Genomic DNA, 25,408 nt, shown 5'->3' on the forward strand with positions numbered 1-25,408 from the left:
GTGATCCCAGACCTGTTTTTTAATATGAGTCTGGGATTTTTTATTCGGTATTATTAAAGTGTATCTTTGAGCCTATAACTTGAATTTATGAGATCAATTCTCTCTTTAATTTTTATACTGTCTTCTATAACAGGTATTGCTCAAACAAGTATAGAGAAATTCCCTATTTTTAGTAATTGTGAATCAGTTTTATCCAGTGAACTGTCCAGCTGTTTTTATAAGGAATTATACGTGCAGCTTCAAAATAATTATGATCACCCAAAAGATGTTAGCTCTAGTAGTGCGACAATTAGGTTTGAAGTAAATAAAGAAGGTGAGTTTATCATTGTCACCTTAGACTCAAAAGAGCAAGATGTAAAAAATGAATTGAGAAAAGCTTTTAATTCATTGCCCAAAATTACGCCACCTAGCTACAACGGAAACCCCACGTTTATGCAATTTGTTATAAACACACCGGTTCCATTGGTATCAGGTGGTTCCTTTGTTGCGTTTGATGAAAAGCAAAATACTGCATCGCCAGCAAAGAATGATGTGGTCAATGACTTAGACAGTATCGCTTTCGCGAAAGCGAACAATGATTACCAAGGTATCAAATCAAATAAATACACCAATCAAGAATTACTCTCAAACGCAATAATTCCTTTTTCGTATCAGCGTTATGCACCATATGAAGCTGCTATGAACAAAATTGGTACTAATGCTCACAGTAGTATTAAGCCTTATACCTTTAATCAAGTAGGAGCTTATTTTGATTTAGAAGCACAGCGCTCTAGTTTAACAGAAGAACGCACAACATGGTTAGGTCGCAAATGGTGGAATGAGCACTTTTTTAGAGTTGCAGGAGATGATTACTGGTTTGTAATAGATCCAGGAGTAGACCTACAGTTAGGTAAAGATTTTGATGCCGATATTAATACCTTTAATAATACTAGGCTCGCGATGGTAAACGGTGGTATCGGTAAGCAAATAACATTTGGAGCTACGATTCAAGAATCTCAAGGTCGATTTGCAGATTATTTCAACCGAGAAATCACGCTGCGAGCACCAGATGGTGGTAATCCAGGTATTGTACCTGGTCGTGGTATTGCTGAAGATGGCGGTGAGAGTATTTACGATTACCCAGTAGCAACAGGTTATATTAATTACAAACCTAGCAAGTATTTTGATTTACAATTAGGTCATGGGCAGCATTTTATAGGAGATGGATACAGATCTTTAATTTTAAGTGATAACTCAATGCCATTCCCTTACTTTAAAGTAAATGCAAATTTTTGGAAACTCAACTACACTGTTCTTTACACCTCGCTAAGAGATGTGCGCAGTGAAGTAACTGCCGATGATAGTTTTCGTACTAAGTTTATGACTTTTCACTATTTAAGTTGGAATGCTACAAAGCGACTTAATATCGGATTGTTTGAAAGTGTGCTTTGGCAGGATGATAACCAAAGAGGATTTGATTTTAATTATATTAATCCTATCATTTTTTATCAGGCTATTGAATTACAAACAGGTTCACGAGGTGGAAATGCTCTAATAGGCGCTACTGCAAAATATAAATTCACCAATAGGGTTACGGGATATGGGCAGCTTGTTTTTGACGAGTTTTCTAGTGATGCCGTGGCTGGTGGTGGTAGTTTTAAGAATAAAAGTGCCTTTCAATTAGGTGTAAAATGGCAAAATGCTTTTATTAACGGTTTAATGCTTCAAGCAGAGTATAATCGGGTAAGGCCTTTTACTTACAGTCATAATTCTATCGTTCTTAATTATGGTAATAGTAACCAAGCGCTTGCTCATCCATGGGGTGCAAACTTCTATGAGATGATTTTTATAGGCCGATATGACTATAAACGATGGTACGGGATCGGTAAAGCTATTTTAGGGGAACGTGGTTATGATATATTATCAAATACCGACAATCTTGCTTATGGAGGTAATATTTACACCAGTGAAGATAATCGCGCATTTGAAAACGGTAATGAAGTAGCTCAAGGTAATACCGCAAGCTATTTTTATGGGCAACTTGAAGCAGGATATTTAATCAATCCAGCCTCAAACTTAAAAGTATATGCACAGCTTATTTATCGTGATATTTCTCCTCAAGTAGATAACGTAAGAGTGGTTGATCAATCCACAACCTGGTTTAACATAGGATTGCGCACAGATATAATGAACTGGTCCTACGACAGGTAAATGATAAAAAGTATCAGATTAACTTTTTTGATTTAAAAGCTTGTAAACCACAATAAAACATTATTTTTGCACTCGCTTTAAGCGATACGTCAGATAGTCTGGCATACATAATATTCATTATTTCAAATAATTTTGGCATGTATTTAACTGCAGAAAAAAAAGCTGAAATCTTTTCAAAGTATGGAAAGTCAGTAAACGATACTGGTAACACTGATGCGCAAATCGCGTTATTCACTTACCGTATCAATCACTTAACAGAACACCTTAAGAAAAACCGTCACGATTTTAATACAGAGCGTAGCTTGGTTAAATTGGTAGGTAAGCGTCGTTCATTACTTGATTACCTTATGAAGAAGGATATCTTAAGATATCGTGAGCTTATTAAGGAATTAGGAATAAGAAAGTAAAAAATTGGGGACCTTGTGTCCCCTTTTTTTATTAGTATATTGCAGGTACGCTTTCGCGAAAGCGTCATAAATAAATAATCGCGAGACATAAAAGCTGGTTTCTCATAAAGAACAATGACAAACACTTTCTCACCACACACAACTTGAGAAAACGTTAAACAAAATTTTATGAAACCACAAGTTTTTAAACAAGTGATAAAAATGGCCAATGGGCCAGATATCACCATTGAGACCGGTGCCCTTGCAAAACAGGCACACGGATCGGTTGTAGTGCGCTGCGGCGACGCTATGTTATTAGGTACTGTAGTATCTGGTTACTCTTCAACGGGAATGGATTTCCTACCTCTTACTGTAGATTTTAGAGAAAAATTTGCTGCGGCAGGTAAATACCCAGGCGGATTCTTTAAACGTGAAGCACGTCCTAATGACGGTGAGGTACTTACTATGAGATTAGTAGACCGTGTATTACGTCCACTATTTCCTAAGGACTACCACAATGAAGTGCAAGTGATGATTCAATTAATGTCACACGATAAAAACGTAATGCCTGATGCACTAGCAGGATTAGCTGCGAGTACTGCATTACAATTATCTGACATTCCTTTTGAATGCCCGATTTCTGAAGTGCGTGTAGGACGTATTGACGGCGAGTTTATCATAAACCCAAGTTTTGAACAACTAGAGGAAAGTGATCTTGACATGATGATAGGTGCGAGTGCCGACAGTGTAATGATGGTTGAAGGAGAAATGGATGAAATCTCTGAAGAAGAAATGATCGCAGCTATTAAAGCAGCACATGAAGCTATCAAGGAACAATGCGAGGCTCAAAAAGCTCTAGTAGAAAAAGTAGGTGGTAAGAAAGAAACTCGTGAGTATGAAGGCGAGGATGAAGATGCTGATATTGAGGCTAAAGTAGCTGAGTTTACTTATGACAAGGTTTATGATATTGCCAAACAAGGTAGTGGTAAGCGAGAGCGTTCAACTGCCTTTGGTGAAATTAAAGAAGCCTTATTTGAAACTTTTGATGAAGAAACGGTAGAAGAAAAAGGAAAATTAATTTCTAAATATTTCAATAAAACTCACAAAAAAGCAGTACGCGATGTATTGCTTAAGGAAGGTGTACGTCTTGACGGTCGTAAAACTACTGATATTCGTGATATTTGGTGTGAGATCGACTATTTACCATCTACTCATGGTAGTGCCATTTTTACACGTGGAGAAACTCAAGCGCTTGCGACAGTAACACTAGGTACTTCACGCGATGCAAATGTTATAGACATGGCGTCTCAAGAAGGTGAAGAGCGTTTCTATTTACACTACAATTTCCCGCCATTCTCAACTGGTGAGGCTCGTCCACTACGTGGGACATCTCGTCGTGAGATAGGACACGGTAATCTTGCTCAACGTGCACTTAAAGGAATGATTCCAGAGGATTGTCCATATACTGTGCGTGTTGTAAGTGAAGTATTAGAATCTAATGGTTCTTCTTCCATGGCAACTGTTTGTGCTGGTACTATGGCAATTATGGATGCTGGTATTGAAATGAAAAAGCCGGTTTCTGGTATTGCGATGGGATTGATAAGTGATGGTGATGATTATGCAGTTTTATCTGATATTCTAGGTGATGAAGATCACTTAGGTGATATGGACTTTAAAGTAACAGGTACAGAAGATGGTATCACTGCTTGCCAGATGGATATTAAGATTAAAGGTCTTTCTTACGAGATCCTTACCAATGCTTTAATGCAAGCACGTGATGGTCGTATGCATATTTTAGGTAAACTTACCGATACGATTGCTACTCCAGCTGATGATGTGAAGCCACACGCTCCTAAGATGGAATCTATGGAGATAGAAGGAAAGTACATAGGTGCTGTTATCGGACCTGGTGGAAAGATCATCCAGGAAATGCAAAAGGAAACAGATACGGTTATTAATATTGAAGAGGTTGATGATAAGGGTGTTATCGAAATTGCCGGTACAGACCGCGATAAAATCAATGCTGCTATTGAGCGTATCAAAAACATCATCTTTGAACCTGAAGTAGGCTCGGTTTACGAGGTGAAAGTGGTTAAGATGCTTGAATTTGGTGCGGTAGTAGAATTTGCTCCTGGAAAGGAAACCTTATTACACGTAAGTGAATTTGATTACAAACGTATTGAAGATCCATCAACTGTTTTAAGTGTAGGAGATGTTCTAGATGTTAAGTATTTAGGAATAGACCCTAGAACTAAAAAACAAAAGGTATCTCGTAAAGCATTAATGCCTAAGCCAGAAGGTTGGGAAGAACGTCCACGTCGCAGTAACAATAACGATAGGCGTAACAACGACCGCCGTAGCGGTGGTAGACGTGATGACCGTCGTGGTAACGACAGACGTCGCGATGACCGACCACGTCGTGATAGTGACAACAACGAGAATAAATCTGAAGATTAATTCACAAGTTTATAATGTAAAAATGCCTCTTGAGAAATCAAGAGGCATTTTTGTATGTATTTATTTGGGTTTCGCCTGCATTCTAGGAAGCAGGTACGACGCAAAAGTGTAAAAAGCAAAACGTCTCTTGAAATTTTTCAAGGGGCATTTTTTTTTAGTTCAATTAAGTTCTATCATTGACTTTTTTTGGAGGAGCTGCAGCTATAAAGACGTTAATAATAGGTATCAAAAAAAGCCACTTTAATATACCAGCTTCATTCAATCTTCGAAAACCAAGTGTTACTAAAGGAATCCAAATTATTAATCTGATGATTATAATCGTTAGATTAGAAAGATTCAATGGGTTTTTTAAAAAACCAACAATTATTGCCATAATCAAACTAAATAAAAAGAATATATAAAATTCTTTTCTACTAGCTTTACCTTGTAGGTTTAAAACATTTAAAAAGGGGTTCGTAATATATTTCATAATCTCAATTTTAACAATTTTCTTCTACACAGTCTGCGGCAATAACTGCTACACATTCATAGAAAGTGAAAGCACAAACTATTTTTGAAATTGTACCTTGCTCTTCATATAGACCATGACGAGTACATTGTCTTATTCCTTCATAACTACAATCTCCCATTCCTGGATAGTCATCATCACAATGCCCACCATGTGGGTTTTCACATTCAATTTGATAAGCATAGCCATTTTCTATTTCTTGTGTTTTAATAAGATCATCATTAGAATAATAATTAATTGTACCGCTGATCTCAGATTGGTTTTCTTGTACGAACGTCACAAGAGCATCATAATTCTCTGCCAATTGTAATTCACTAGGAACAACAAAATCTGTTACAAATTCATAATGTAAAATTTCATTGGTCTGTCCATTAGGTATATTAACGTCTGCTTCATTTGCAATTTGAAATAAATCAATATCTCCTGATGAATAAATATTTTGCTCACTGTTCGTTTTCATACGATTAACTTCACTATCTTTTGTAGTTTCAATTTCATCACTTGAACAAGACCAAAGAGTTGCAAAGAACGATATGAATAAAAGGGATAAAATTTTAAAAGTTTTTTTCATATTGTTTTGTTTCACTTGTCTATCTAACAGGATAATCAAAAATTTTGCCTACTCGTAAAAATGCTTTTCGGCAACCGTATATAAATATTTGATTTGCAAATCGTAACAATTTAAAGAAGTTGACAGCGGTAACCAAAGTGGAACACTAGCTTAACTTGTATTTAACTAGAAACCCCTGGTAGAAGTTAAAATTAGGGTGTTATTTACTGTTTTAACATAAAATCCTTGTTTTAAGTATTTATTATTCAGATTGCGCACGCGCAGGGAAACTGGTTGCCTTTATTTAATTTTATTACAGATTTAATAATTGTTCAGACTTTCGCGAAAGCGAAATCAATATCCTAACTTTGCACAACTTTTAAAATACGAACATGTCCAAACGTATCGCCCCATCTATTCTAGCAGCAGATTTTGCAAACCTTCAACGTGATGTTGAAATGGTTAACTCCAGTGACGCAGACTGGTTTCACATAGACATTATGGATGGTGTTTTTGTTCCTAATATTTCTTTTGGAATGCCCGTGCTACGTGATATCGTAAAGCACGCCACAAAAACTATAGATACACATTTGATGATCGTTGATCCAGACCGTTATGTGAAAACCTTCGCCGATTTAGGTTGTGATTACCTTACCGTTCATTATGAGGCGTGTACACACCTACATAGAACACTTCAGCTTATAAAATCTCACGGTATGAAAGCTGGTGTAGCACTTAATCCACATTCTAGTGTTCATTTACTTACAGATACCATTCAGGATATTGACATGGTTTGTTTGATGAGTGTGAATCCAGGTTTTGGAGGACAAAGCTTTATTGAAAACACTTATGATAAAGTAACCCAGCTCAAAAAAATTATTGATGCTAAAGGTGCTGAAACCTTGATTGAAATCGATGGTGGCGTGACGGATAAAAACGCAAAGCAATTAATCGATGCCGGTGCCGATGTGCTAGTAGCTGGTAGTTATGTATTCAAAAGCGAAAATCCTACTCAAACTATCGCAGGTCTTAAGAAAATTATAGAGAAGTAATTTTTTAAGATTACTCTGTAAATAGTCCTTGAAAGTAGCCGTTATCTTTGTGCTATGGAAGAGGTATTGTATGATATAATTATTATTGGGGCAGGACCCATAGGTATTGCTTGTGCCTTAAAAGCAAAGAAGGCAGGGTTATCTTATTTAGTTCTAGAAAAAGGACCGCTCGTAAACTCTTTGTATAATTATCCTGCTAACATGCAGTTTTTTTCAACTAGTGAAAAGCTTGAGATTGAAGAGATCCCGTTTATTTCTAAAGAAGCAAAACCTAGTAAGCAAGAGGCATTAGAATATTATAGAAGAATTGCTACCTCAAACCAACTGGATATTCATTTATTTGAAGAGGTCGTTGATGTTAAAAAGAAAGTTGATTTTGAAGTAATTACTTCAAAGAAAACCTATTTGTCAAGACAATTGATAATTGCAACTGGCTTTTTTGATATTCCTAATTTATTAAAAGTTCCAGGAGAAGATCTTCCTAAGGTAACCCATTATTACAATGATCCTCACTTGTACGCTTTTCAAAATGTGGTGGTTATTGGCGCTAGTAATAGTGCGGTTGATGCAGCTCTTGAAATTTATAGAAAAGGAGGTAAGGTAACCATGCTAGTCCGAGGAGACTCCATAGGAGAACGAGTAAAGTATTGGGTTAAACCTGATATAGAAAATAGGATCAAAGAAGGAGCTATAACTGTTTTTTACAATTCTGAAGTTGAAAAAATCACACCGAATTTGGTATTTTTCAAACATAACGGAGTTATAAAAAGTATAGAAAATGATTTTGTTGTTGCTCTAACGGGTTATCTGCCCAATTTTAGTTTCTTAAAAAGCCTGGGTGTTGATCTTACAGGAAAATATTTAATACCTAGCTACGATCCTAAAACAATGGAAACTAATGTAGCTGGTATATACCTTGCTGGTGTTATTTGCGGCGGAAAGGAAACACATAAGTGGTTCATAGAGAATAGTAGGGTTCATGCAGAAATGATTATTTCTGATATAATGGAAAAAGGTTAAATCCTAATAAAGAATTTCTAAACCGGAATATGTCAAAATTCTTTACTGTTTATTAAGAATTATTTAAATAGGAATTGTGGTTGCCCAACTTTTAAATAACAGTACTTTTGCAAAAAATTTGAATAAATCGAGATGGAATTTTTAACAGCTTTTGATTTTAAAGAGACGTTTACTGCAGCAATGATTTTATTTGCTGTAATAGATATTATTGGTAGTATTCCGATTATTGTTGATTTGCGTCGCAAGGTGGGACATGTTCAAAGTGAAAAGGCGAGTATAGTAGCTGGTATCTTAATGATCGTTTTTATGTTTGTAGGAGAGAGCATGCTTAACCTTATTGGAATTGATGTAAATTCATTTGCTGTTGCAGGTGCTTTCATTATTTTCTTTATTGCATTAGAGATGATATTAGGAATACAGCTGTATAAAGATGATGCTCCTGAAACAGCAGCAATTATTCCTATAGCCTTTCCTCTCATTGCAGGTGCTGGTACTTTAACATCTGTTCTGTCATTGCGATCGGAATACAGTGGGATTAATATTATCGTAGCAATTGTATTGAATATTGCTTTTGTTTATCTAGTGCTGAAGAATTCTGGAAGAATTGAAAAGGTCATAGGAAAACAAGGTATCAACGTAGTACGTAAAATTTTTGGAGTTATATTATTAGCGATAGCTGTGAAGCTTTTTGCGACCAATATAAAAGAACTATTTATTTAAAATATCATGAAGCTATTCTGTAAAATAATGATGATCATTGCTGGTGCAAGCGCTTTATTTAATGTGTTTAAACTAGATTTTAATCAGCCATTTAATGGAGATAGTCAAATTGCAGTAATAAGTATTATCGCAGCTTTATGTGTAGTAGTACTTATGTGGATAATGCTTACTTCTCTTAAAATTAAAGAGAAAAGTAAGGCTTAATTTGACTTTCCGTGTAATTGTAAAACCTTTTTAATCATATTATCTTCCTGATTAATCAGTTTTACCTTGAGCTGGGTTCCAAAAAGCTGTTCGGCAATAGAGCTTTTTATGATTAAAGAAATTTCATTCCTATATCCAGGTAATTTAATACTGGTATTATAAAGTTGAGCAAACTGTATGAAATTCTCCATGACAGGTTCAGGAACTTCATACTCTTCCAAAAACTCTTGTTTGGATAGGTTGAACAAATAGGCACCGTCTTCTTGTAAATACATGTTTGTAAAACGATCGGCAAAACCAGTTCTAGCAAAATAATCTAAGGTTTGAAGAATGTATCCGTCTGGACTAGGAACAAAAACGTCTGGAACAATACCGCCACCACCATAAACGACTTTGCCGCCTGGAGTAATTCTTTTCAATGAATCGTTCACTTCAATATTTGATTCATTGATTAATTCACCATTTTGGTATCTATTAATGTATTCATTAAAATAGGCTTCTTTACCCATATCATAAGGTCGTTGAATACTGCGTCCAGTAGGAGTATAATAACGAGCCACTGTTAACCGTACAGAGCTGCCGTCACCTAACTTCATTTCCTGTTGAACTAGACCTTTACCAAAACTTCTACGACCTACAATAATACCAATATCATTATCTTGTAAGGCACCTGCAACAATTTCACTTGCGCTAGCGCTATTTTCATTGATAAGGATGTAGACCTCTCTATCTTCAAAATCACCATCGTCAGTGGCATAGCTGTCAATTCGTTTATTATTGCGATCTTTTTGAAACAAAATGAGTTTATCTTCTTGTAAAAACTCATCGGCTATGTGAGTCGCCGCAGTAAGTATTCCTCCAGGATTGTCTCTTAAATCTAAAACTAAGGATGTTGCACCAGCTTTTTTTACTGTTTCGATAGCTTGATCAAATTCCTCAATTGTATTTTCAGCAAAACGGTTGACTTTAATATAGCCTAAATCTGAGCTTAACATATAAGCGGCATCTACACTACGTAGCGCAACTTTACCTCTAGTCACTGGAATTTGAAGTAATTCCTGATCTCCTGGTCGCAGTACTCCTAGTGTTATCCTTGTACCGTCTTTCCCCTTAAGAATACTGGAGTCTGTACCATTTTCTCCATATAATTTGCGTCCATCGGCGGTAAGAATTTTATCACCGCTACGTATTCCAGCCTCGTCACTAGGACCATCTTTAAAGACTTGAGTTACAGATATCGTGTCGTTGTTCACAAAAAATTTGATTCCAATCCCTACAAAATCACCTCTCATATCGTTATGTACAGCCTCTGCACGGTCACTAGGTATATAAACTGAATGTGGATCTAGATTTTGCATGATACCCAGTACCGTAGCATCAACAATACTATCTGTATCGATATCGTCCACATACTTATTTTCTATTAAATCAATTAATCGATTTAATTTTTGCCTGGATGAATTGTTACTTGCTAGATACCTGCCATTAGTAACATCATTAATATAATGCCCTAATAAAATTCCAGCAGCAAAAAACACTCCTAGGAAAATGGGTAAGTACAAGTACGTTTTTTTCATTAAGTTAATTCAGTGATTCGTTCTACTGTAACGCCAGCACGCTCCAAAAATTTTACTCCGCTTTGATCTTTATAAGCTTCTATAAACACTACACGTTTTATACCACTTTGATGAATTAGCTTGCTGCAATCTTTACAAGGTGACATGGTAATATAAAGTGTTGCACCTTGACAACTTTGTGTTGATGCTGCTACTTTTAGAATAGCGTTAGCCTCTGCATGTAACACATACCATTTTGTATATCCTTCTTCATCCTCACAAAAATTCTCAAAACCACTAGGCGTTCCATTATATCCGTCGCTTATAATCATGCGATCTTTCACTATAAGAGCTCCTACTTGTCGTCTTTTGCAATAGGATAATTTGGCCCATTCCTGTGCCATTTTCAAATAAGCAACGTCGTATTTGTGCTGTTTGTTAGTGTTATTCATGCAAACTTGATTAGACAGGCTTTGTTCATAGGTTTACGCTTTCGCGAAAGCGATAATATGTTAAGGTTTATTGCAAAAAACATGATCGGCTTACCACATCCATCTTTCAATAAGCATCGGGATTACAATACCGAAAATAATGGCGCTTATAATTTGCACCCAATCCTTTTTACTAAACCTAAATAGACCAGTAAATATAAAGTTTAAAATCAATACGATAAGCACTATCACTAATTGAGCTAGCTCAATTCCTAGAGCAAACTCTAATAACATGAGAAAATCATTGTCTGCACCAGCTGCTAGCATTTTGTATTCACCGGCAAAACCAAAACCATGTACTAATCCAAAAAATAAAGTAATTATTATGGTAACCCAATGTGCCTGGTCTCTATGTCTTTTACCAGCGGTAAAGATGTTGTATAAAGCTGCGATAGCGATGGTAACTGGAATAAGAAATTCTATATAGGCAGATTTTACACTCACGCCACCATATGCTACTAGAAATAGAGATAGAGTATGTCCAATTGTAAATGCGGTTACCAACCAAAGTAATTTTTTCCAGCTATTGAATAAATAAGGAACTGCTAACAAGGTTATGAATAAAATATGATCATAAGCGCGTAGATCTAGAACATGTTCAAAACCTTCTGTAACATATAGTATAAAATCGTTCATAATTATTTTTGGGGATTTGGTCAAAAATAAAATCTAATTATAAAAAAGTAGACAGTTTGATGTAAAATTCTAAGTAGGAATTATCATTCGTGTGTAATTTTATTTTCTTATCTTTTGACTACTTTAAACAGCCATGCCATTTTGCTAGAACAAGTTAAAATATCTCGTGCTATTTTAAGCCTTTTAATCGGTACGTTATCATGTGTTCTTTGTAATAGTCAAGAGCTTGATAGCATTTATGAGGTTAAGACTACCTATACCCCATATCAATTAGATTCTATTTTAAGTAGGTCTACCGATTATTTTAAAACGGGTCAATATAAAAAGTCTTTTGAACTCAATCAATTTGCCTTACGACATGCATTACATGCAAAAGATGTTGATGCTATAAGTCGTAGCTATAATTACCTAGGGTTTGATTACTTGCAATTAAGAGATACTGTGCGTGCTACTGAAAATTTCAAAAAGTCGGCTCAATATTCTAAACAGTTAAATAACGATGGAGCTACTGCCGATTCCTATGTGGATCTAGCTAATGTTTATTCTTTACAAATGAAAACATTAGAAATGGCCGAAGATTATTATAAACAAGCTATTGAAATTTATGAACGTATAGGTGATATAAATGGCTTGGAATATGCTATGTATAACTACGCTGATTACTTGATTGATGTTGAACGATGGGATGAGTTTAGCAAGATCGTATTGCAATTTGAGGATAAAGAGATTTTCCCTGAAGGTGTTTCTGATGATTATAAAGCATTAGTTAAAAATTTTATTGGTATTCATTACTGTAAAAATGGAAAGACTAGTGAAGCAGAAAAATACTTTCTGGAAGGTATTAAGATAACAGAAGCGCAAAACAATTCATCTGAAAAGGAAATGCTCCTTCAATCTTATTCTGTTTGTTTATTAGAAAATAATAAACTTCAACAGGCTGCCATTATTCAAGATCAGTATATTGAAATATTAAAAACAAATCAGACTAATTTCATAGAACAAGAAACAGCAAAGCTGGCACAAAAATATAAGGTAGAGGAATACCAGCGTGAACTAGATAAAACTCGATTACAAAAACAACTGCAGGAAGAACAAATAAAAAATAGAACTATACTTAACTATGTTCTTTTTGGTCTTGTAGCGGTTGCTCTTTTGATAATTTTAATTCTAGCGAGTAATTTTTACAAACGTAAAAGAATAATTAAACAGCTTAGAAAGAAAAACCACGCCTATCTAATCGAAAAGAAAAAGGCAGAAGATCTAGCTGAAGTTAAAAATAACTTTTTCTCAACTGTAAGTCATGAATTACGTACACCGCTTTACGGAGTAATAGGTTTAAGTTCGATCCTGTCTGAAAATAATAAAGATGCAACGCTCTCTAGTGATTTAGAGTCTTTAAAGTTTTCTGCTGATTATCTTCTAGCTTTGGTGAACAACGTTCTAGAAATTAATAAAATAGACCATAATAAAATTGAAGATGAAGAAACAGTGTTTTCAATCCGTGATTTGGTAGAGAAGATTATTAAAACCTTTGAATACTTAAAACGACAAAATAACAACACTCTAAATTCTATTATTCCTGACAACTTACCTCATCGAGTAAAAGGTAACCCTACACGATTATCCCAAATATTAATGAACCTACTGGGAAATGCTAATAAGTTTACTGAAAATGGAAGTATAGTTGTGGAGCTAGAATCAATGAGTAATAATGGAATAGCTCACATAACTTTTAAAGTTAAAGATAGCGGTACAGGTATATCAAAAGAAAGGCAACAAGATATTTTTGAAGAGTTTAAACAAGGTGATGCTCATAGTAATCTTTATCAAGGTACTGGTTTAGGATTACCTATTGTGAAGCGACTGCTAGATCTTTCGGGCAGTGAAATCAAATTAAACAGTGATGAAGGAAAAGGGTCTACGTTTTACTTTTCTCTTGATTTTGAAATTGCTACTTCAAGCATTCATGAAGGAAGCACAACGCCTATCGTGCTAGAAAATGTGTTGAAAGGACTTAAAATCCTAGTTGCCGAGGACAATAAAATCAATCAAATGGTAACTAGGAAAATCCTAGAAAAGGTTGGAGTACAATGTTCTGTAGTTGAAAATGGAGCTTTGGCAATTGATTTTTATAAAAACAATCCTGTAGATCTAATTTTAATGGATGTTAATATGCCGGTTATGGATGGTATAACAGCAACCCAAAATATTAGAAAAATTAGTGACGTGCCTATAATAGCTTTGACAGCTGTTGAAATTGAAGAAGCACGTGAGCGTATTTATTCCTCTGGGATGAATGATATAATCATAAAGCCATATGACATAAAGGAGTTGAAAAATAAGATAGCAACTACAATAATAAGTTATCGTAGTTCAAAATAGACGACCTTTGCTTTCCTTCTAATTTATCAAGAATAAAAAAATTGGGTTACAAAAAGATAAAGAAAAACAAAGCTATCGATAAAGGCGTAACAGCCAAAAAGCATCTAGGACAACACTTTCTTAAAGATGAAACAGTGGCTATAAGAATAGCTGATGTATTGAGCTACAATGGATATGATGAGGTGCTCGAAATTGGTCCTGGAACAGGTGTACTTACCAAACATGTTATAAGAAAAGGTATTAAGGTAACAGCCTTAGAATTGGATAGTGAGTCAGTAGTTTATCTTAAACATAGTTTTAGACTAGAACATCCCAAAGTTGTCAATGAAGATAACTTTGCTGTAATTGAGGCCGATTTCTTAAAAAAGGATTTGAATGAAATTTATGGTAATAAGCCCTTTGCTATCGTTGGTAATTTCCCTTACAACATAAGTACTCAAATTGTTTTTAAAGCTATTGAAAATAGAGATCAAGTCATAGAATTTGGTGGGATGTTTCAAAAGGAAGTAGCAGAACGTGTGTGTGCTCAACACGGCTCTAAAACGTATGGTATTTTATCGGTATTATCACAAGCCTATTATCATGCGCAGTATTTATTTACCGTAGGTAGAGAGGTGTTTAATCCACCACCAAAAGTTCAAAGTGGTGTTTTAATCTTGACACGTAAAGATGATTATGATCGTTTGCCATGCTCTTATAGTACCTTAAGAAGAGTGGTGAAACTCGCTTTTCAACAACGCCGTAAAACATTGCGTAATACACTAAAATCATTGCAATTACCTGATGAAATTCGTGAACAAGAAATTTTTAGTCTTAGACCAGAACAAATTTCAGTTCAACAATTCATAGAACTAGCTACAAAGATTGAGCAATTGTCAAACAACAAGTAAAAGGGTCTTGTAATCCTCAATCTCATTAAGGTATATTTGCATTATAAGCCTCATTATTATGCAATTTACAATTAGCACCGAGTTTTTGGATAAAATACGTTCACTCATCGAACAAGACCATAAAGATGAGTTGCGTGCGCTGTTAAGTGAGTTGCACTTTGCCGATGTGGCAGAGATTATTGACGAACTCAATCTAGATGAGGCCGTATTTATCATAAAACTTCTTGACTCTGAGAAAACTTCTGAGGCTCTTATGGAACTCGATGAGGACCAACGAGAGCGCATCATCAACGCCCTTTCACCTAAAGAAATCGCCGGTGAGCTTGAAGAAATGGATACCGATGACGCTGCAGATATTCTTAGCGAGCTTTCTGAAGAAGTAGCACAAGAGGTTATCAATGAGATCGAGGATGAACAACATGCTGAGGATATCGTAGAGTTACTGCGCTACGATGAAAATAGTGCAGGTGGACTTATGGCAAAGGAGCTCATTAAGGTCAATGAAAACTGGAGCGTGACTGGCTGTTTAAGTGAAATGCGTGCACAAGGTGAGAATGTTACTAGAGTTCATAGTATTTATGTTGTCGATAATGCCAATAAATTAAAGGGAAGATTATCTCTTAAAGATTTGATTACCGCACCAGATAATGCCCCTATAAAAGATGTGTATATACCAAAAGTTGATTTTGTCAATGTTCACACAACAGGTGAAGAGGTCGCACGATTAATGCGTAAGTATGATCTAGAAGCTATACCGGTGGTTGATGAACTTAACCGTTTAGTAGGTCGTATTACCATTGACGATATTGTAGACTTTATTACAGAAGAGGCTGAAAAGGATTACCAGCTAGCCAGTGGTATATCACAAGATGTAGAGGCAAACGATAGTATTTGGGATTTGACCAAAGCACGATTACCATGGTTAGTACTAGGACTAATGGGTGGAATAGGAGCCGCTGCAATCATGGAAGGTTTTGAGGCCGATCTGGAAAATAATGCAGTACTCTACTTTTTTACACCGCTTATAGCCGCCATGGCTGGTAATGTAGGTGTTCAATCCAGCGCGATTATCGTACAAGGTATCGCAAATGACGATTTAAAAGGAAGTATAGGTAACCGTTTGATAAAAGAAGTGCTTCTAGCAATGCTTAATGGTTTTATTTTGGCTATTTTGTTATTAGCTTATACCATAGCTACACAGCAAAGTATTTTAACCTGTATCGCAATTTCAGTATCTTTATTTTCAGTGATAATCGTCGCTGGTTTAGTAGGGACATTTGTACCACTAGCCTTACACAAAAAAGGAATTGACCCAGCGATAGCAACAGGACCATTTATAACCACTAGTAACGATATTTTTGGAATATTAATCTATTTTATGATTGCCAAAGCTATTATCGGGATATAATAGAAGTGTAATTATTACGCTTTCGCGAAAGCGTAATCACCATCTAGCAATTAGAAATATGAAAGCAGCAAGTGCCAAAGAAATAAGGGATGAGCTCAAATCCAGGTCTGAGGATGATTTGAGACAAGTCATTCAACGCCTTGCTAGATTTAAAAAAGAAAATAAAGAGCTACTTACCTACATTCTTTTTGAAGCAGACTATGAGCAGGGATACGTTGACAGGATTAAAGCGTATATAGATGAAAAAGTACTAGAGGTAAATACTTCAAATCTTTATTACGGTAAAAAGAATATACGCAAGCTACTCAAAGAAGTGAAAAAATTTATTAGATATTCTGGAAATAAAGAAACCGAGGTTCAATTACTGATCCATTTTGTATACGCACTTAGAGAGAATGTTCCTAAAGTTTTTAATTCAAAAGTGATAAGAGATTTAGTTGCTAGGCAAATAACCTTAATAAAGGTGCGTATTTCTACACTTCATGAAGATTTACAATTCGATTATGAGCAAGAGCTTAATATGATCGAACTTTAGTTTTAGCAAAGTTTTTTATGCTTAATTGCGGTATTGCTTTATACTTGTAGTGATGAAGGAACAAAATGCAGCATTACTTATTTTTACTCGTAATCCAGAATTGGGTAAAGGTAAACGTAGACTAGCAGCTACAATTGGAGATCAAGCTACTCTAGAAATTTATAAGTTTTTACTCAACCATACCAAAACTATTACAGAACCATTGCAAGTGGTCAAACAAGTCTGGTATTCTGAAAAAATTCATGAAAACGACATTTGGCCTGATGATGTGTTTAAAAAACATGTACAGGTAAAGGGTGATTTGGGAATAAAGATGAGTGCAGCTTTTGAAAAGGCTCTCAAAGAGTACGATCGAGTTGTGATTATAGGCAGTGATTTGTACGATCTATCTTCTCAAGACCTTAATCTAGCCTTTGAAACACTTAATACTCATGATGCTGTAATAGGACCAGCCACTGATGGTGGATATTACTTATTGGGTTTTAATAAAAATATCCCAAAAGGAATTTTTGAAGACAAGCAATGGGGAACTGGTACAGTTTATGAAGACACCATTAGAGATCTTAAGAAATTAAATTATGCTACCTTAGAACCGCGTAATGATGTCGATTATTACGAGGATATAAAAGATGTTCAAGCATTTCAACCATTTTTAAAAAATATAGATGTTAAGTAAGAAACAATTAGATAATTCAGTTAAGTATCTAGAAGAACTAGGATTTGACAAGCCTGAAGTAGGAATTGTGTTAGGAACTGGTCTAGGTCAATTAGTTGATAAAATTGAAGAACCCATTGTTGCTCATTATAATAACATACCGTCATTTCCTTTAGCTACTGTTGAGTTTCATACAGGAAAACTGATATACGGTACAATGGGAGGAAAAAAAGTCGTTGTTATGCAAGGACGTTTTCATTTGTATGAAGGTTATGATTTTATGGATATCACCTATCCAATAAGAGTAATGAATGAGCTAGGAATTAAAAACTTACTGATATCAAATGCTGCCGGTGCTGTAAATCTTAATATGAAAAAAGGTGATATGATGTTAATTGATGATCATATCAATTTACAAGGTGGCAGCCCATTGGCATTTAAAAATGTAGGAGAGTTTGGTGAGCGATTTGTAGATATGAGTGCACCCTATGATAAACAGATGTGCGCTAAGATTAAAGATATCGCTAGTAGTAAGAAAATAACTTTACATACTGGTGTTTATGCTAGTGTGGTCGGGCCACAATTAGAAACTAGAGCAGAATACCGTATGCTTAAGATTCTTGGTGCCGATGCCGTAGGAATGAGCACGGTCCCAGAAGTTATCGTTGCAAATCATTTAGGACTACCTGTTGTTGCAGTATCTGTCCTTACAGATGAATGCGATCCAGATAACCTACAGCCAATCAATGTTCCAGAAATTATAGAAGTGGCAGGAAAAGCGGAGCCTAAAATGGTTGAGCTTTTCAAGAGCTTAATTGAATCGTTGTAAAGTTCAAAAAAGGTTTGTGACATTATTGTGAACTCATTTTCATTACTTGCGTTAAAAATTTGAAGTCATGAAGTATATATTAATACACTTGTTTTTTCTTTTAGGTACTTGTAATGTGAGTAATGACCTTTTAGTACAAGAATTTGAATCTCGTCAATCGATTTCACCTGTAGATCATTCGATATTTGATAACTTGTTACGCACCTATGTGAATCAAGAAGGATTTGTAGATTATAAGGGTTGGAAAAAGGATAAGATTAAACTAGACGAATATTTAGTTTATCTAGGTAATCACAAACCTAGTTCAAGTTGGGATAGGAAGAGCACCTTGGCTTACTATATCAATTTATACAATGCGGCAGCAGTGCAACTGATTTTGGATAATAATATGCCGGAAAGTATTAAGGATATAGGAGGCACTTTTAATTCAGTGTGGAATAAGGAATATATCTCGATTAAAGGGGAAAAGTATTCACTTAATGATATTGAAAAAGGTATACTTTTAAAAATGGGCGATCCACGGGTACATTTTGCCATAAACTGCGCTAGTTATTCTTGTCCCAAATTACAGAATCGCGCTTTTACTAAAGATAATTTGGAAGAATTGATGGAAAAAGGAGCTCGTGAATTTATTAACTCATCAAAAAATGACATTTCAAGAGATAAGGTCTCTTTAAGCAAAATTTTTAAATGGTATAAAGATGATTTTACTTCAAAAGAATTAGGTCTGATTGATTACCTCAACAAATACAGTGCGGTAAAGATTAATAAAAATGCTTCCATAGATTATAAGGATTACAATTGGAAGCTTAATAAACAATAATATAGAATGATAAGTATAATTGTTCCAGTATTGAATGAAGAAAAGGGAATAATTTCACTTCTTGAATATTTGGAACAATCTGCAAGCGATTCTAGACAGCTTGAAATATTGATTGTAGACGGCGGCAGTACTGATAGAACTCCAGTATTAATTGAAGAGTACCGAATATCGACCAATAGTTTTAAAGCAGTAACCTTGTTGCATTCAGAAAAGGGTCGAAGTAAACAAATGCATCATGGAGCGCAGCATGCACAAGGTTCCATCCTTTACTTCCTTCATGCAGATTCTTATCCACCCGTAAAATTTGACCAACTAATTATTGACGCAGTAAATGGAAATCAAAAAGCGGGTTGTTTTAGAATGAAGTTTGATAATCCCAATTGGTGGTTGTTTCTTATGGGATGGTTTACAAGGTTTTCTTGGAAAGTATCTCGCGGTGGTGACCAGTCTCAATTTATATGCAATAAGATGTATACTAAAATTGGTGGTTACGACACAAGTTTACCAATTTACGAGGACTACGATCTTATCAATAAGCTTTATGCTATAAACTGTTATACGGTTTTACCACAAGTTCTTACTACTAGTTCTAGACGGTATAAGGATGTAGGTATCTTTAAATTGCAATGGTATTATTTGAATATTTATTACCGCAAGTGGCGAGGTGATAGCATCCAGCAATTGCATCAATATTATCTAAAATATTGTGACTAGTTCTTTGTAAGCTCATGGAACAAAGTCTCAAGATCTCGATTTAGCTTATTCAAGGATAGAATTTTTAATCCATTATCATGTGCAAAATCAAAAACTGCGCTGCGCATGTCTTCATTGGTGTAAAAGCTTAACAAATATTTGAATCCTGAAAGTTCTTTTACTTCTCGTACTTTTTTAATCTCAGAAAGTAGCTCCACTTCTACGCGGTAGTCAAATTCCACTTCAATTTCTTGATTCGAGTCACCTTTCAAGTTTTTCAATAAATCATCGGCAACAATATTGCCTTTATTGATGATGATTACACGATCACACATGGCTTCAACTTCTTGCATGATATGGGTAGAAAGAAGAATAGTAGTAGTCTTACCAACCTTACGTATCAATTCTCTTATTTCTACTAATTGATTGGGATCAAGCCCAGTTGTGGGCTCATCTAGTATTAATACTTTAGGCTTATGTAGTAAGGCATGAGCGAGTCCTACACGTTGCTTATATCCTTTAGAAAGCTCTTTTATTTTTTTACCTGCATGAGTGGTCAAACCTGTTTCCTTGATCACCTCGTCTATTCGTTCTTTGGCATTCTTTACCTTATAAACATCTGCGGTAAATTTCAAATATTCACGCACATACATATCAGGGTACAAGGGATTGTGTTCAGGTAAATATCCTATAGAGCTTTGCACTTGTCTCGCTGCGGTCTTCACATCATGATCGTTAACTAATACCTCACCATCGTCCGCATTTAGATAAGTGGTGATTATACGCATCATGGTAGATTTACCAGCGCCATTAGGTCCTAGAAACCCGACTATTTCGCCTGATTTAATCGTAAAACTTACTTGGTTTAGTGCTTTTTGCGTACCGTAATGTTTAGTAACTTTTCTTACTTCTATTGACATAAGGTAAAGATAAAGAAAGAACGTTATTACGCTTTCGCGAAAGCATTATATTTTTTATTCACCTAGTTATCAAGGTTAATTTTTTCTCATTTTTAAATATTTACTTGATTTTAAATAATTCTGTATTACTTTTACCACCAATTATGAACAACAATCATTTCTGGTACGGATATTACTTTTACCCAAAAGGGTAACAGGACCGTGTGGAAATAATCTAATATATCTAAGTCCTGACCCTTTTAAGTCAGGACTTTTTTTATTGGGTCATTTTTCAATCAGATTAACTTTTTAAAACTTCACTCAAGTAAGTGAAATAAGAATATAAAAATTATCATGCTAGTTGCAGCAAATAGATTAAATAATGTCAAAGAATACTACTTCTCTCAAAAATTGAAAGAAGTGCGAGAACTTGTAGCATCTGGCAAGCCTGTTATAAATGCAGGAATTGGTAGCCCAGATTTATTGCCTCCGCAAGAGGTTGTTAATGCCATCAGTCGGGCTGTTAAAGAACCTTATGCAAATAAATATCAGAGTTATTTAGGTCTTCCCGAATTAAGATCTGCTATGGCTCAATTTTATGAAAGCCACTATGGAGTGTGTGTGAATCCCGACGGTCAAGTATTACCACTCATGGGTAGCAAGGAAGGAATTATGCACATCTCCTTGGCTTTCTTAAATTCTGGTGATCAGGTTCTTGTACCTGATCCTGGTTATCCAACTTACTCTGCGGTTGCGCAGTTGTGTGAAGCTCAGGCAATACCATACACTCTAAAAAAAGAGTGTAGTTATCAACCAGAATTTGACCAATTAGAAAAATTAGATCTATCAAAGGTAAAAATTATGTGGGTAAACTATCCACACATGCCTACAGGAGCTAGGGCTACTCGTGATGTTTTTGAAAAATTGATTGCTTTTGGTAAAAGACATGACATACTCATTGTAAATGATAACCCATACAGTCTTATAGGATATGAACGACCATTGAGTATTATGAAAATTGAAGGTGTTTCCAGTGGTGTTATCGAGCTTAATTCATTAAGCAAATCTTTCAATATGGCAGGATGGCGAGTGGGAATGATGATAGCGAGTAAAGAGCTAATAAATCAGGTTCTAAAGGTCAAAACTAATATGGATAGCGGTATGTTTTACGGTATTCAACAAGGCGCAATTACCGCTCTTAGAACTTCGAAATCTTGGTTGCAAGAGCAAAATCATACTTATGCATCCAGAAGAGTTTTGATGGAAGAATTTGCTAGATCTCTAGATTGCAGGCCTATTAATAAAGAAGGTGGTATGTTTTTATGGTGTGCATTGCCACAAGGTAAAAAGGATTCATTGTCCTTTGTGGATGAGGTTCTTGCTAGATATGACGTGTTTATTGCACCTGGAGATATTTTTGGTAATGAAGGTAAAGGACATGTTCGTTTTTCACTTTGTGTTCCCGAGGATCAAATAAAAACAATGTTGAATCGCACACTAATGACCGTATGATTAATAAAATAGCAGTGATAGGCGTCGGGTTAATAGGTGGTTCGATAGTAAGGGATTGTAAGAAAAAATGGCCTTATTTAGAATGTACAGGGATTGATATTAATCCAAAGAATATAAGCAAGGCTGTAGAGCTAGGTTGGGTTGATAAACAAGGATCTATCAACGACTTGCAAAACATGGATGTGGTGATAATCTCCATACCAGTAAATGCCATAGAAAATGAGCTTAAGGATATTCTAAATTGTATATCGCCAAATACCTTGGTAATGGATACAGGTTCTACAAAAAACGCCATTTGTAAATCAGTAGAAAATCATAAAAACAGGCATCAATTTCTAGCAGCTCATCCTATTGCAGGAACCGAGTATTCGGGTCCAGATGCGGCTTTAGAAGGTCTCTTTATAGACAAAACCATGATTGTTTGTGAAATTGAGAAAACACAATTTAAATTACAAAATAGAGCCAAAGAAATTTTTGAAACTTTAAAGTGTAAAGTGCGTTACATGACACCACTCGCACATGATAAGCATATCGCCTATGTTTCACATCTTTCCCATATCTCCAGCTTCATGCTGGGTAAAACAGTTATGCAGGAAGAGGAAAGTGAACGAGATATTTTTGATCTAGCAGGTAGTGGTTTTGAAAGTACTGTAAGACTAGCAAAAAGTTCGCCAGCTATGTGGACAGCTATTTTTTCTCAAAACAAAGAGCACGTTATAGCTAGTTTAGATAGGTATGTAGAAAATTTATCACGCTTTCGCGAAAGCATAATCAACAACGACACTACTACCATGTATAAAGAGTTAGAGTCAACAAATAGAATAAAAAATATATTAGAAGGAATAAAAAATGGAGAATAAGAAAGAATTTAAAAGTTGGTTAGAAGGCCATAACTTACCGCATCCACTAGTGATTGCAGGACCATGTAGTGCCGAAACTGAAGAGCAAGTTTTGAAAATTGCTCATGAATTAAAAGATAGTGATGTGTCCTATTACCGCGCCGGTATATGGAAGCCACGCACAAGACCTGGGAATTTTGAAGGAGTAGGAGCAATAGGTCTTAAATGGTTACAACGAGTAAAAGAAGAAACAGGACTATTAACCGCAACCGAAGTAGCTAATCGCAATCACGTGGAACTAGCACTAGAACACGATATTGACATGCTTTGGATAGGAGCCCGATCAACAGTGAGTCCATTTATAGTGCAAGAAATTGCCGATGCTCTGGAAGGTACAGATAAAGTAGTACTTATAAAAAATCCGGTCAATCCAGATTTAGCATTATGGATAGGAGCAGTTGAGCGTATTCACAATGCAGGTATCAATAAATTGGGAGTGATTCATAGAGGATTTTCTACTTATGACAAATCTAAATATAGAAATAATCCAGAATGGCAAATTGCAGTAGACTTTCAAACTAGGTTTCCAGATATACCTTTAATTAATGATCCTTCTCACATTACAGGTAAACGAGATATGATATTTGATGTATCACAGACTGCGCTTGATTTGAATTTTGATGGCTTGATGATTGAAACGCATCACACGCCAGATAAGGCATGGAGCGATGCGGCCCAACAAGTTACTCCAGATACCCTTAAACAAATCTTTAAAGATTTGAGAATAAGAAAAACAAGCGATGATGAAGCAGTGTACAAACAAGAGCTTAATCAATTAAGAGCTCAAATCGATGTTGTCGATCAAGACTTAATTGAAACCATGGGTAGACGTATGAAAATAGCCGACTCTATAGGTGCTCTTAAAAAGGAACGTAACGTTGCAATTCTTCAATCAAAAAGGTGGAACGAGATCTTAGGAAGAATGATCTTACTAGGTGAAGAACAAGGCCTGAGTGAAGAATTCATTCTTAAGGTATTTAAAGCTGTACATCAAGAATCAATTGCACATCAAGAGAAAGTGATTAAAGCAGAATAAATAAGCTTATAAACAAGATATAACATTGTAAATTTGTGAAAATCACTTAAGAAAACACATGACAGGAACGGTCTATCGATCTACAGGAAGTTGGTATGAGGTGAAATCTCATGAAAATCAACAATTTTATAACTGTAGAATCAAGGGTAAATTTAGAATTCAAGGAATAAAAAGTACCAATCCCGTTGCGGTAGGCGATATAGTTGAGTTTGATATTGAACAAAAGGGTGATGAAGAAGTAGGTATCATTCATGATATACATGATAGAGAAAACTATATCATTAGAAAATCGGTGAATTTGAGTAAACAAACTCATATTATCGCTGCCAATGTTGATCAAGTTTTCTTACTCGTGACCTTAAATAATCCGCCTACTTATACCTCATTTATTGATAGGTTTCTAGCTGCGGCACAAGCTTACGATATTCCGGTAGTTTTGCTTTTTAATAAAGTAGATACGTATAGTGATGATCAACAAGAAGCAACTATAGATCCAGAGACAGGTGAAGAAGTGACCACAATGACCGAGCTCGATCAAGTAAGATATTTGATGTTTATGTACAAATCTATTGGATATGAATGCCTGGCAATAAGTGCACAAACAGGAAAAAATATTGATCAATTAAAGAAGTTGATGAAGGGTAAAACTAGCATGTTTGCCGGTCACAGTGGTGCAGGTAAAAGTTCCACTGCAAATGCTATAGAGCCACAGCTTGATCTTAAGACAAAAATTATATCTGAACAGCATAAACAAGGTCAACACACGACAACTTTTGCCCAAATGTTTGATCTAGAGTTAGATGGTCGTTTGATCGACACGCCAGGGATAAAAGGCTTTGGAATTGTTGATATGGAGCCAGAGGAAATAGGAGATTATTTCAAAGAGATTTTTGCGCTCAAACAAAATTGTAAATTCAATAACTGTTTGCATGTTGAAGAGCCTAAATGCGCGGTGAAAGAAGCAGTGGAGAACGGCGAGATTTTTGAAAGCAGATATCAAAGCTATTTAAGCATGATCACTGGTGAGGACGATCAACACTATAGAGTTGATAAATATCAAAATTAAAAGCCTTACCT

Annotated in this window: 25 protein-coding genes; 19 read left to right on the forward strand and 6 right to left on the reverse strand. The window is 35.4% G+C overall.

Annotation, left to right across the window (positions count from 1 at the left end; all coding sequences use genetic code 11):
• The first annotated feature begins 87 nt into the window (after positions 1-87).
• The 3 genes from AAT17_RS08895 (at position 88) to AAT17_RS08905 (ending at position 5,033) form a co-directional block, all read left to right on the forward strand.
• Positions 88-2,190 carry a hypothetical protein gene (locus AAT17_RS08895; protein ID WP_060523708.1) on the forward strand — a complete coding sequence of 701 codons (2,103 nt, stop codon included), beginning with the start codon at positions 88-90 and terminating at the stop codon, positions 2,188-2,190.
• 137 nt (positions 2,191-2,327) lie between these two features.
• The gene (gene rpsO / locus AAT17_RS08900) at positions 2,328-2,597 is read left to right on the forward strand and encodes a 30S ribosomal protein S15 (RefSeq protein WP_042279545.1); all 270 of its coding nucleotides are present in this window, start codon (positions 2,328-2,330) and stop codon (positions 2,595-2,597) included.
• A 168-nt stretch (positions 2,598-2,765) separates the two neighbouring features.
• Complete coding sequence (locus AAT17_RS08905) at positions 2,766-5,033, forward strand: polyribonucleotide nucleotidyltransferase (protein WP_060523710.1); 2,268 nt, start codon at positions 2,766-2,768, stop codon at positions 5,031-5,033.
• A gap of 163 nt (positions 5,034-5,196) precedes the next feature.
• On the opposite strand, the gene AAT17_RS08910 is transcribed toward AAT17_RS08905, so the two are convergent.
• Together AAT17_RS08910 and AAT17_RS08915 are read right to left on the reverse strand one after the other, a co-directional pair.
• A complete protein-coding gene (locus AAT17_RS08910; protein WP_060523712.1) occupies positions 5,197-5,502 on the reverse strand; it encodes a DUF805 domain-containing protein in 306 nt (101 codons plus the stop codon).
• Between the two features lie 10 nt (positions 5,503-5,512).
• Positions 5,513-6,112, reverse strand: a complete 600-nt coding sequence (locus AAT17_RS08915) for a hypothetical protein (protein ID WP_157539257.1) — start codon at positions 6,110-6,112, stop codon at positions 5,513-5,515.
• Positions 6,113-6,483: 371 nt separating this feature from the next.
• Here AAT17_RS08915 and rpe point away from each other — a divergent pair, with 371 nt between their 5' ends.
• The 4 genes from rpe (at position 6,484) to AAT17_RS08935 (ending at position 9,087) form a co-directional block, all read left to right on the forward strand.
• Complete coding sequence (gene rpe, locus AAT17_RS08920; protein ID WP_060523716.1) at positions 6,484-7,143, forward strand: ribulose-phosphate 3-epimerase; 660 nt, start codon at positions 6,484-6,486, stop codon at positions 7,141-7,143.
• A 54-nt stretch (positions 7,144-7,197) separates the two neighbouring features.
• Positions 7,198-8,163 (forward strand): YpdA family putative bacillithiol disulfide reductase, encoded by a 966-nt coding sequence (locus tag AAT17_RS08925; RefSeq protein WP_060523718.1) that lies wholly within the window; start codon positions 7,198-7,200, stop codon positions 8,161-8,163.
• Between the two features lie 132 nt (positions 8,164-8,295).
• Positions 8,296-8,883 carry a MarC family protein gene (locus AAT17_RS08930; protein WP_042279549.1) on the forward strand — a complete coding sequence of 196 codons (588 nt, stop codon included), beginning with the start codon at positions 8,296-8,298 and terminating at the stop codon, positions 8,881-8,883.
• A 6-nt stretch (positions 8,884-8,889) separates the two neighbouring features.
• Positions 8,890-9,087, forward strand: a complete 198-nt coding sequence (locus tag AAT17_RS08935) for a hypothetical protein (RefSeq protein ID WP_060523720.1) — start codon at positions 8,890-8,892, stop codon at positions 9,085-9,087.
• Here AAT17_RS08935 and AAT17_RS08940 read toward each other — a convergent pair.
• From AAT17_RS08940 to AAT17_RS08950, 3 genes are all read right to left on the reverse strand, one after another.
• Entirely contained in the window at positions 9,084-10,664 is a 1,581-nt protein-coding gene (locus AAT17_RS08940; RefSeq protein ID WP_060523722.1) for a S41 family peptidase, read from the reverse strand. The two genes, AAT17_RS08935 and AAT17_RS08940, sit on opposite strands and share 4 nt — an antisense overlap.
• A complete protein-coding gene (locus AAT17_RS08945) occupies positions 10,664-11,095 on the reverse strand; it encodes a dCMP deaminase family protein (RefSeq protein ID WP_042279552.1) in 432 nt (143 codons plus the stop codon). The genes AAT17_RS08940 and AAT17_RS08945 overlap by 1 nt, the downstream gene beginning before the upstream one ends.
• A gap of 90 nt (positions 11,096-11,185) precedes the next feature.
• Positions 11,186-11,770 carry a HupE/UreJ family protein gene (locus AAT17_RS08950; RefSeq protein ID WP_042279553.1) on the reverse strand — a complete coding sequence of 195 codons (585 nt, stop codon included), beginning with the start codon at positions 11,768-11,770 and terminating at the stop codon, positions 11,186-11,188.
• Positions 11,771-11,911: 141 nt separating this feature from the next.
• On the opposite strand from AAT17_RS08950, the gene AAT17_RS08955 reads away from it, so the two are divergent.
• The 8 genes from AAT17_RS08955 (at position 11,912) to AAT17_RS08990 (ending at position 20,006) form a co-directional block, all read left to right on the forward strand.
• The gene (locus AAT17_RS08955; protein ID WP_060523724.1) at positions 11,912-14,152 is read left to right on the forward strand and encodes a response regulator; all 2,241 of its coding nucleotides are present in this window, start codon (positions 11,912-11,914) and stop codon (positions 14,150-14,152) included.
• 41 nt (positions 14,153-14,193) lie between these two features.
• On the forward strand, positions 14,194-15,042 hold the full coding sequence (rsmA, locus tag AAT17_RS08960) for a 16S rRNA (adenine(1518)-N(6)/adenine(1519)-N(6))-dimethyltransferase RsmA (RefSeq protein ID WP_060523726.1): 849 nt from the start codon (positions 14,194-14,196) through the stop codon (positions 15,040-15,042).
• Between the two features lie 58 nt (positions 15,043-15,100).
• The gene (gene mgtE, locus AAT17_RS08965; RefSeq protein ID WP_060523728.1) at positions 15,101-16,450 is read left to right on the forward strand and encodes a magnesium transporter; all 1,350 of its coding nucleotides are present in this window, start codon (positions 15,101-15,103) and stop codon (positions 16,448-16,450) included.
• Positions 16,425-16,985: a hypothetical protein gene (locus AAT17_RS08970; protein ID WP_317043036.1), complete on the forward strand. Its 561-nt coding sequence runs from the start codon at positions 16,425-16,427 to the stop codon at positions 16,983-16,985. Before mgtE ends, AAT17_RS08970 begins: the two co-directional genes overlap by 26 nt.
• A 52-nt stretch (positions 16,986-17,037) precedes the next feature.
• Positions 17,038-17,661: a TIGR04282 family arsenosugar biosynthesis glycosyltransferase gene (locus AAT17_RS08975; RefSeq protein ID WP_060523732.1), complete on the forward strand. Its 624-nt coding sequence runs from the start codon at positions 17,038-17,040 to the stop codon at positions 17,659-17,661.
• Positions 17,651-18,469 carry a purine-nucleoside phosphorylase gene (locus AAT17_RS08980; protein ID WP_060523734.1) on the forward strand — a complete coding sequence of 273 codons (819 nt, stop codon included), beginning with the start codon at positions 17,651-17,653 and terminating at the stop codon, positions 18,467-18,469. The genes AAT17_RS08975 and AAT17_RS08980 overlap by 11 nt, the downstream gene beginning before the upstream one ends.
• 67 nt (positions 18,470-18,536) lie before the next feature.
• A complete protein-coding gene (locus AAT17_RS08985; protein ID WP_060523736.1) occupies positions 18,537-19,292 on the forward strand; it encodes a DUF547 domain-containing protein in 756 nt (251 codons plus the stop codon).
• A gap of 6 nt (positions 19,293-19,298) precedes the next feature.
• Positions 19,299-20,006 (forward strand): TIGR04283 family arsenosugar biosynthesis glycosyltransferase, encoded by a 708-nt coding sequence (locus tag AAT17_RS08990; protein WP_060523738.1) that lies wholly within the window; start codon positions 19,299-19,301, stop codon positions 20,004-20,006.
• Here the strand turns inward: AAT17_RS08990 and gldA are convergent.
• The gene (gene gldA / locus AAT17_RS08995) at positions 20,003-20,905 is read right to left on the reverse strand and encodes a gliding motility-associated ABC transporter ATP-binding subunit GldA (RefSeq protein WP_060523740.1); all 903 of its coding nucleotides are present in this window, start codon (positions 20,903-20,905) and stop codon (positions 20,003-20,005) included. The two genes, AAT17_RS08990 and gldA, sit on opposite strands and share 4 nt — an antisense overlap.
• A gap of 333 nt (positions 20,906-21,238) precedes the next feature.
• Here gldA and AAT17_RS09000 point away from each other — a divergent pair, with 333 nt between their 5' ends.
• The 4 genes from AAT17_RS09000 to rsgA are packed head-to-tail and all read left to right on the forward strand — an operon-like array spanning position 21,239 to position 25,397.
• Complete coding sequence (locus AAT17_RS09000; RefSeq protein ID WP_060523742.1) at positions 21,239-22,396, forward strand: pyridoxal phosphate-dependent aminotransferase; 1,158 nt, start codon at positions 21,239-21,241, stop codon at positions 22,394-22,396.
• Positions 22,393-23,256, forward strand: coding sequence for a prephenate dehydrogenase (locus tag AAT17_RS09005; RefSeq protein ID WP_172792951.1), 864 nt, complete (start codon positions 22,393-22,395; stop codon positions 23,254-23,256). Before AAT17_RS09000 ends, AAT17_RS09005 begins: the two co-directional genes overlap by 4 nt.
• Positions 23,246-24,331 carry a bifunctional 3-deoxy-7-phosphoheptulonate synthase/chorismate mutase type II gene (locus tag AAT17_RS09010; protein ID WP_060523744.1) on the forward strand — a complete coding sequence of 362 codons (1,086 nt, stop codon included), beginning with the start codon at positions 23,246-23,248 and terminating at the stop codon, positions 24,329-24,331. Before AAT17_RS09005 ends, AAT17_RS09010 begins: the two co-directional genes overlap by 11 nt.
• 58 nt (positions 24,332-24,389) lie before the next feature.
• Positions 24,390-25,397 carry a ribosome small subunit-dependent GTPase A gene (gene rsgA, locus AAT17_RS09015; protein WP_060523745.1) on the forward strand — a complete coding sequence of 336 codons (1,008 nt, stop codon included), beginning with the start codon at positions 24,390-24,392 and terminating at the stop codon, positions 25,395-25,397.
• Positions 25,398-25,408 lie beyond the last annotated feature (11 nt).

It is taken from the genome of Nonlabens sp. MIC269 (genome assembly GCF_001430865.1).
GTDB lineage: Bacteria > Bacteroidota > Bacteroidia > Flavobacteriales > Flavobacteriaceae > Nonlabens > Nonlabens tegetincola.

What these genes read in the sequence shown, in the direction of transcription:
- AAT17_RS09000 (WP_060523742.1), top strand. Translation starts at nt 21,239, where the DNA reads ATGCTAGTTGCAGCAAATAGATTAAATAATGTCAAAGAATACTACTTC.
- gldA (WP_060523740.1), bottom strand. Translation starts at nt 20,905, where the DNA reads ATGTCAATAGAAGTAAGAAAAGTTACTAAACATTACGGTACGCAAAAA.
- AAT17_RS08905 (WP_060523710.1), top strand. Translation starts at nt 2,766, where the DNA reads ATGAAACCACAAGTTTTTAAACAAGTGATAAAAATGGCCAATGGGCCA.
- AAT17_RS08930 (WP_042279549.1), top strand. Translation starts at nt 8,296, where the DNA reads ATGGAATTTTTAACAGCTTTTGATTTTAAAGAGACGTTTACTGCAGCA.
- AAT17_RS08935 (WP_060523720.1), top strand. Translation starts at nt 8,890, where the DNA reads ATGAAGCTATTCTGTAAAATAATGATGATCATTGCTGGTGCAAGCGCT.
- AAT17_RS08990 (WP_060523738.1), top strand. Translation starts at nt 19,299, where the DNA reads ATGATAAGTATAATTGTTCCAGTATTGAATGAAGAAAAGGGAATAATT.
- AAT17_RS08985 (WP_060523736.1), top strand. Translation starts at nt 18,537, where the DNA reads ATGAAGTATATATTAATACACTTGTTTTTTCTTTTAGGTACTTGTAAT.
- rpsO (WP_042279545.1), top strand. Translation starts at nt 2,328, where the DNA reads ATGTATTTAACTGCAGAAAAAAAAGCTGAAATCTTTTCAAAGTATGGA.
- AAT17_RS08910 (WP_060523712.1), bottom strand. Translation starts at nt 5,502, where the DNA reads ATGAAATATATTACGAACCCCTTTTTAAATGTTTTAAACCTACAAGGT.
- mgtE (WP_060523728.1), top strand. Translation starts at nt 15,101, where the DNA reads ATGCAATTTACAATTAGCACCGAGTTTTTGGATAAAATACGTTCACTC.
- AAT17_RS08925 (WP_060523718.1), top strand. Translation starts at nt 7,198, where the DNA reads ATGGAAGAGGTATTGTATGATATAATTATTATTGGGGCAGGACCCATA.
- AAT17_RS08895 (WP_060523708.1), top strand. Translation starts at nt 88, where the DNA reads ATGAGATCAATTCTCTCTTTAATTTTTATACTGTCTTCTATAACAGGT.
- AAT17_RS08950 (WP_042279553.1), bottom strand. Translation starts at nt 11,770, where the DNA reads ATGAACGATTTTATACTATATGTTACAGAAGGTTTTGAACATGTTCTA.
- AAT17_RS08915 (WP_157539257.1), bottom strand. Translation starts at nt 6,112, where the DNA reads ATGAAAAAAACTTTTAAAATTTTATCCCTTTTATTCATATCGTTCTTT.
- AAT17_RS08945 (WP_042279552.1), bottom strand. Translation starts at nt 11,095, where the DNA reads ATGAATAACACTAACAAACAGCACAAATACGACGTTGCTTATTTGAAA.
- rsgA (WP_060523745.1), top strand. Translation starts at nt 24,390, where the DNA reads ATGACAGGAACGGTCTATCGATCTACAGGAAGTTGGTATGAGGTGAAA.
- AAT17_RS08940 (WP_060523722.1), bottom strand. Translation starts at nt 10,664, where the DNA reads ATGAAAAAAACGTACTTGTACTTACCCATTTTCCTAGGAGTGTTTTTT.
- AAT17_RS08975 (WP_060523732.1), top strand. Translation starts at nt 17,038, where the DNA reads ATGAAGGAACAAAATGCAGCATTACTTATTTTTACTCGTAATCCAGAA.
- AAT17_RS09010 (WP_060523744.1), top strand. Translation starts at nt 23,246, where the DNA reads ATGGAGAATAAGAAAGAATTTAAAAGTTGGTTAGAAGGCCATAACTTA.
- AAT17_RS08980 (WP_060523734.1), top strand. Translation starts at nt 17,651, where the DNA reads ATGTTAAGTAAGAAACAATTAGATAATTCAGTTAAGTATCTAGAAGAA.
- AAT17_RS09005 (WP_172792951.1), top strand. Translation starts at nt 22,393, where the DNA reads ATGATTAATAAAATAGCAGTGATAGGCGTCGGGTTAATAGGTGGTTCG.
- rpe (WP_060523716.1), top strand. Translation starts at nt 6,484, where the DNA reads ATGTCCAAACGTATCGCCCCATCTATTCTAGCAGCAGATTTTGCAAAC.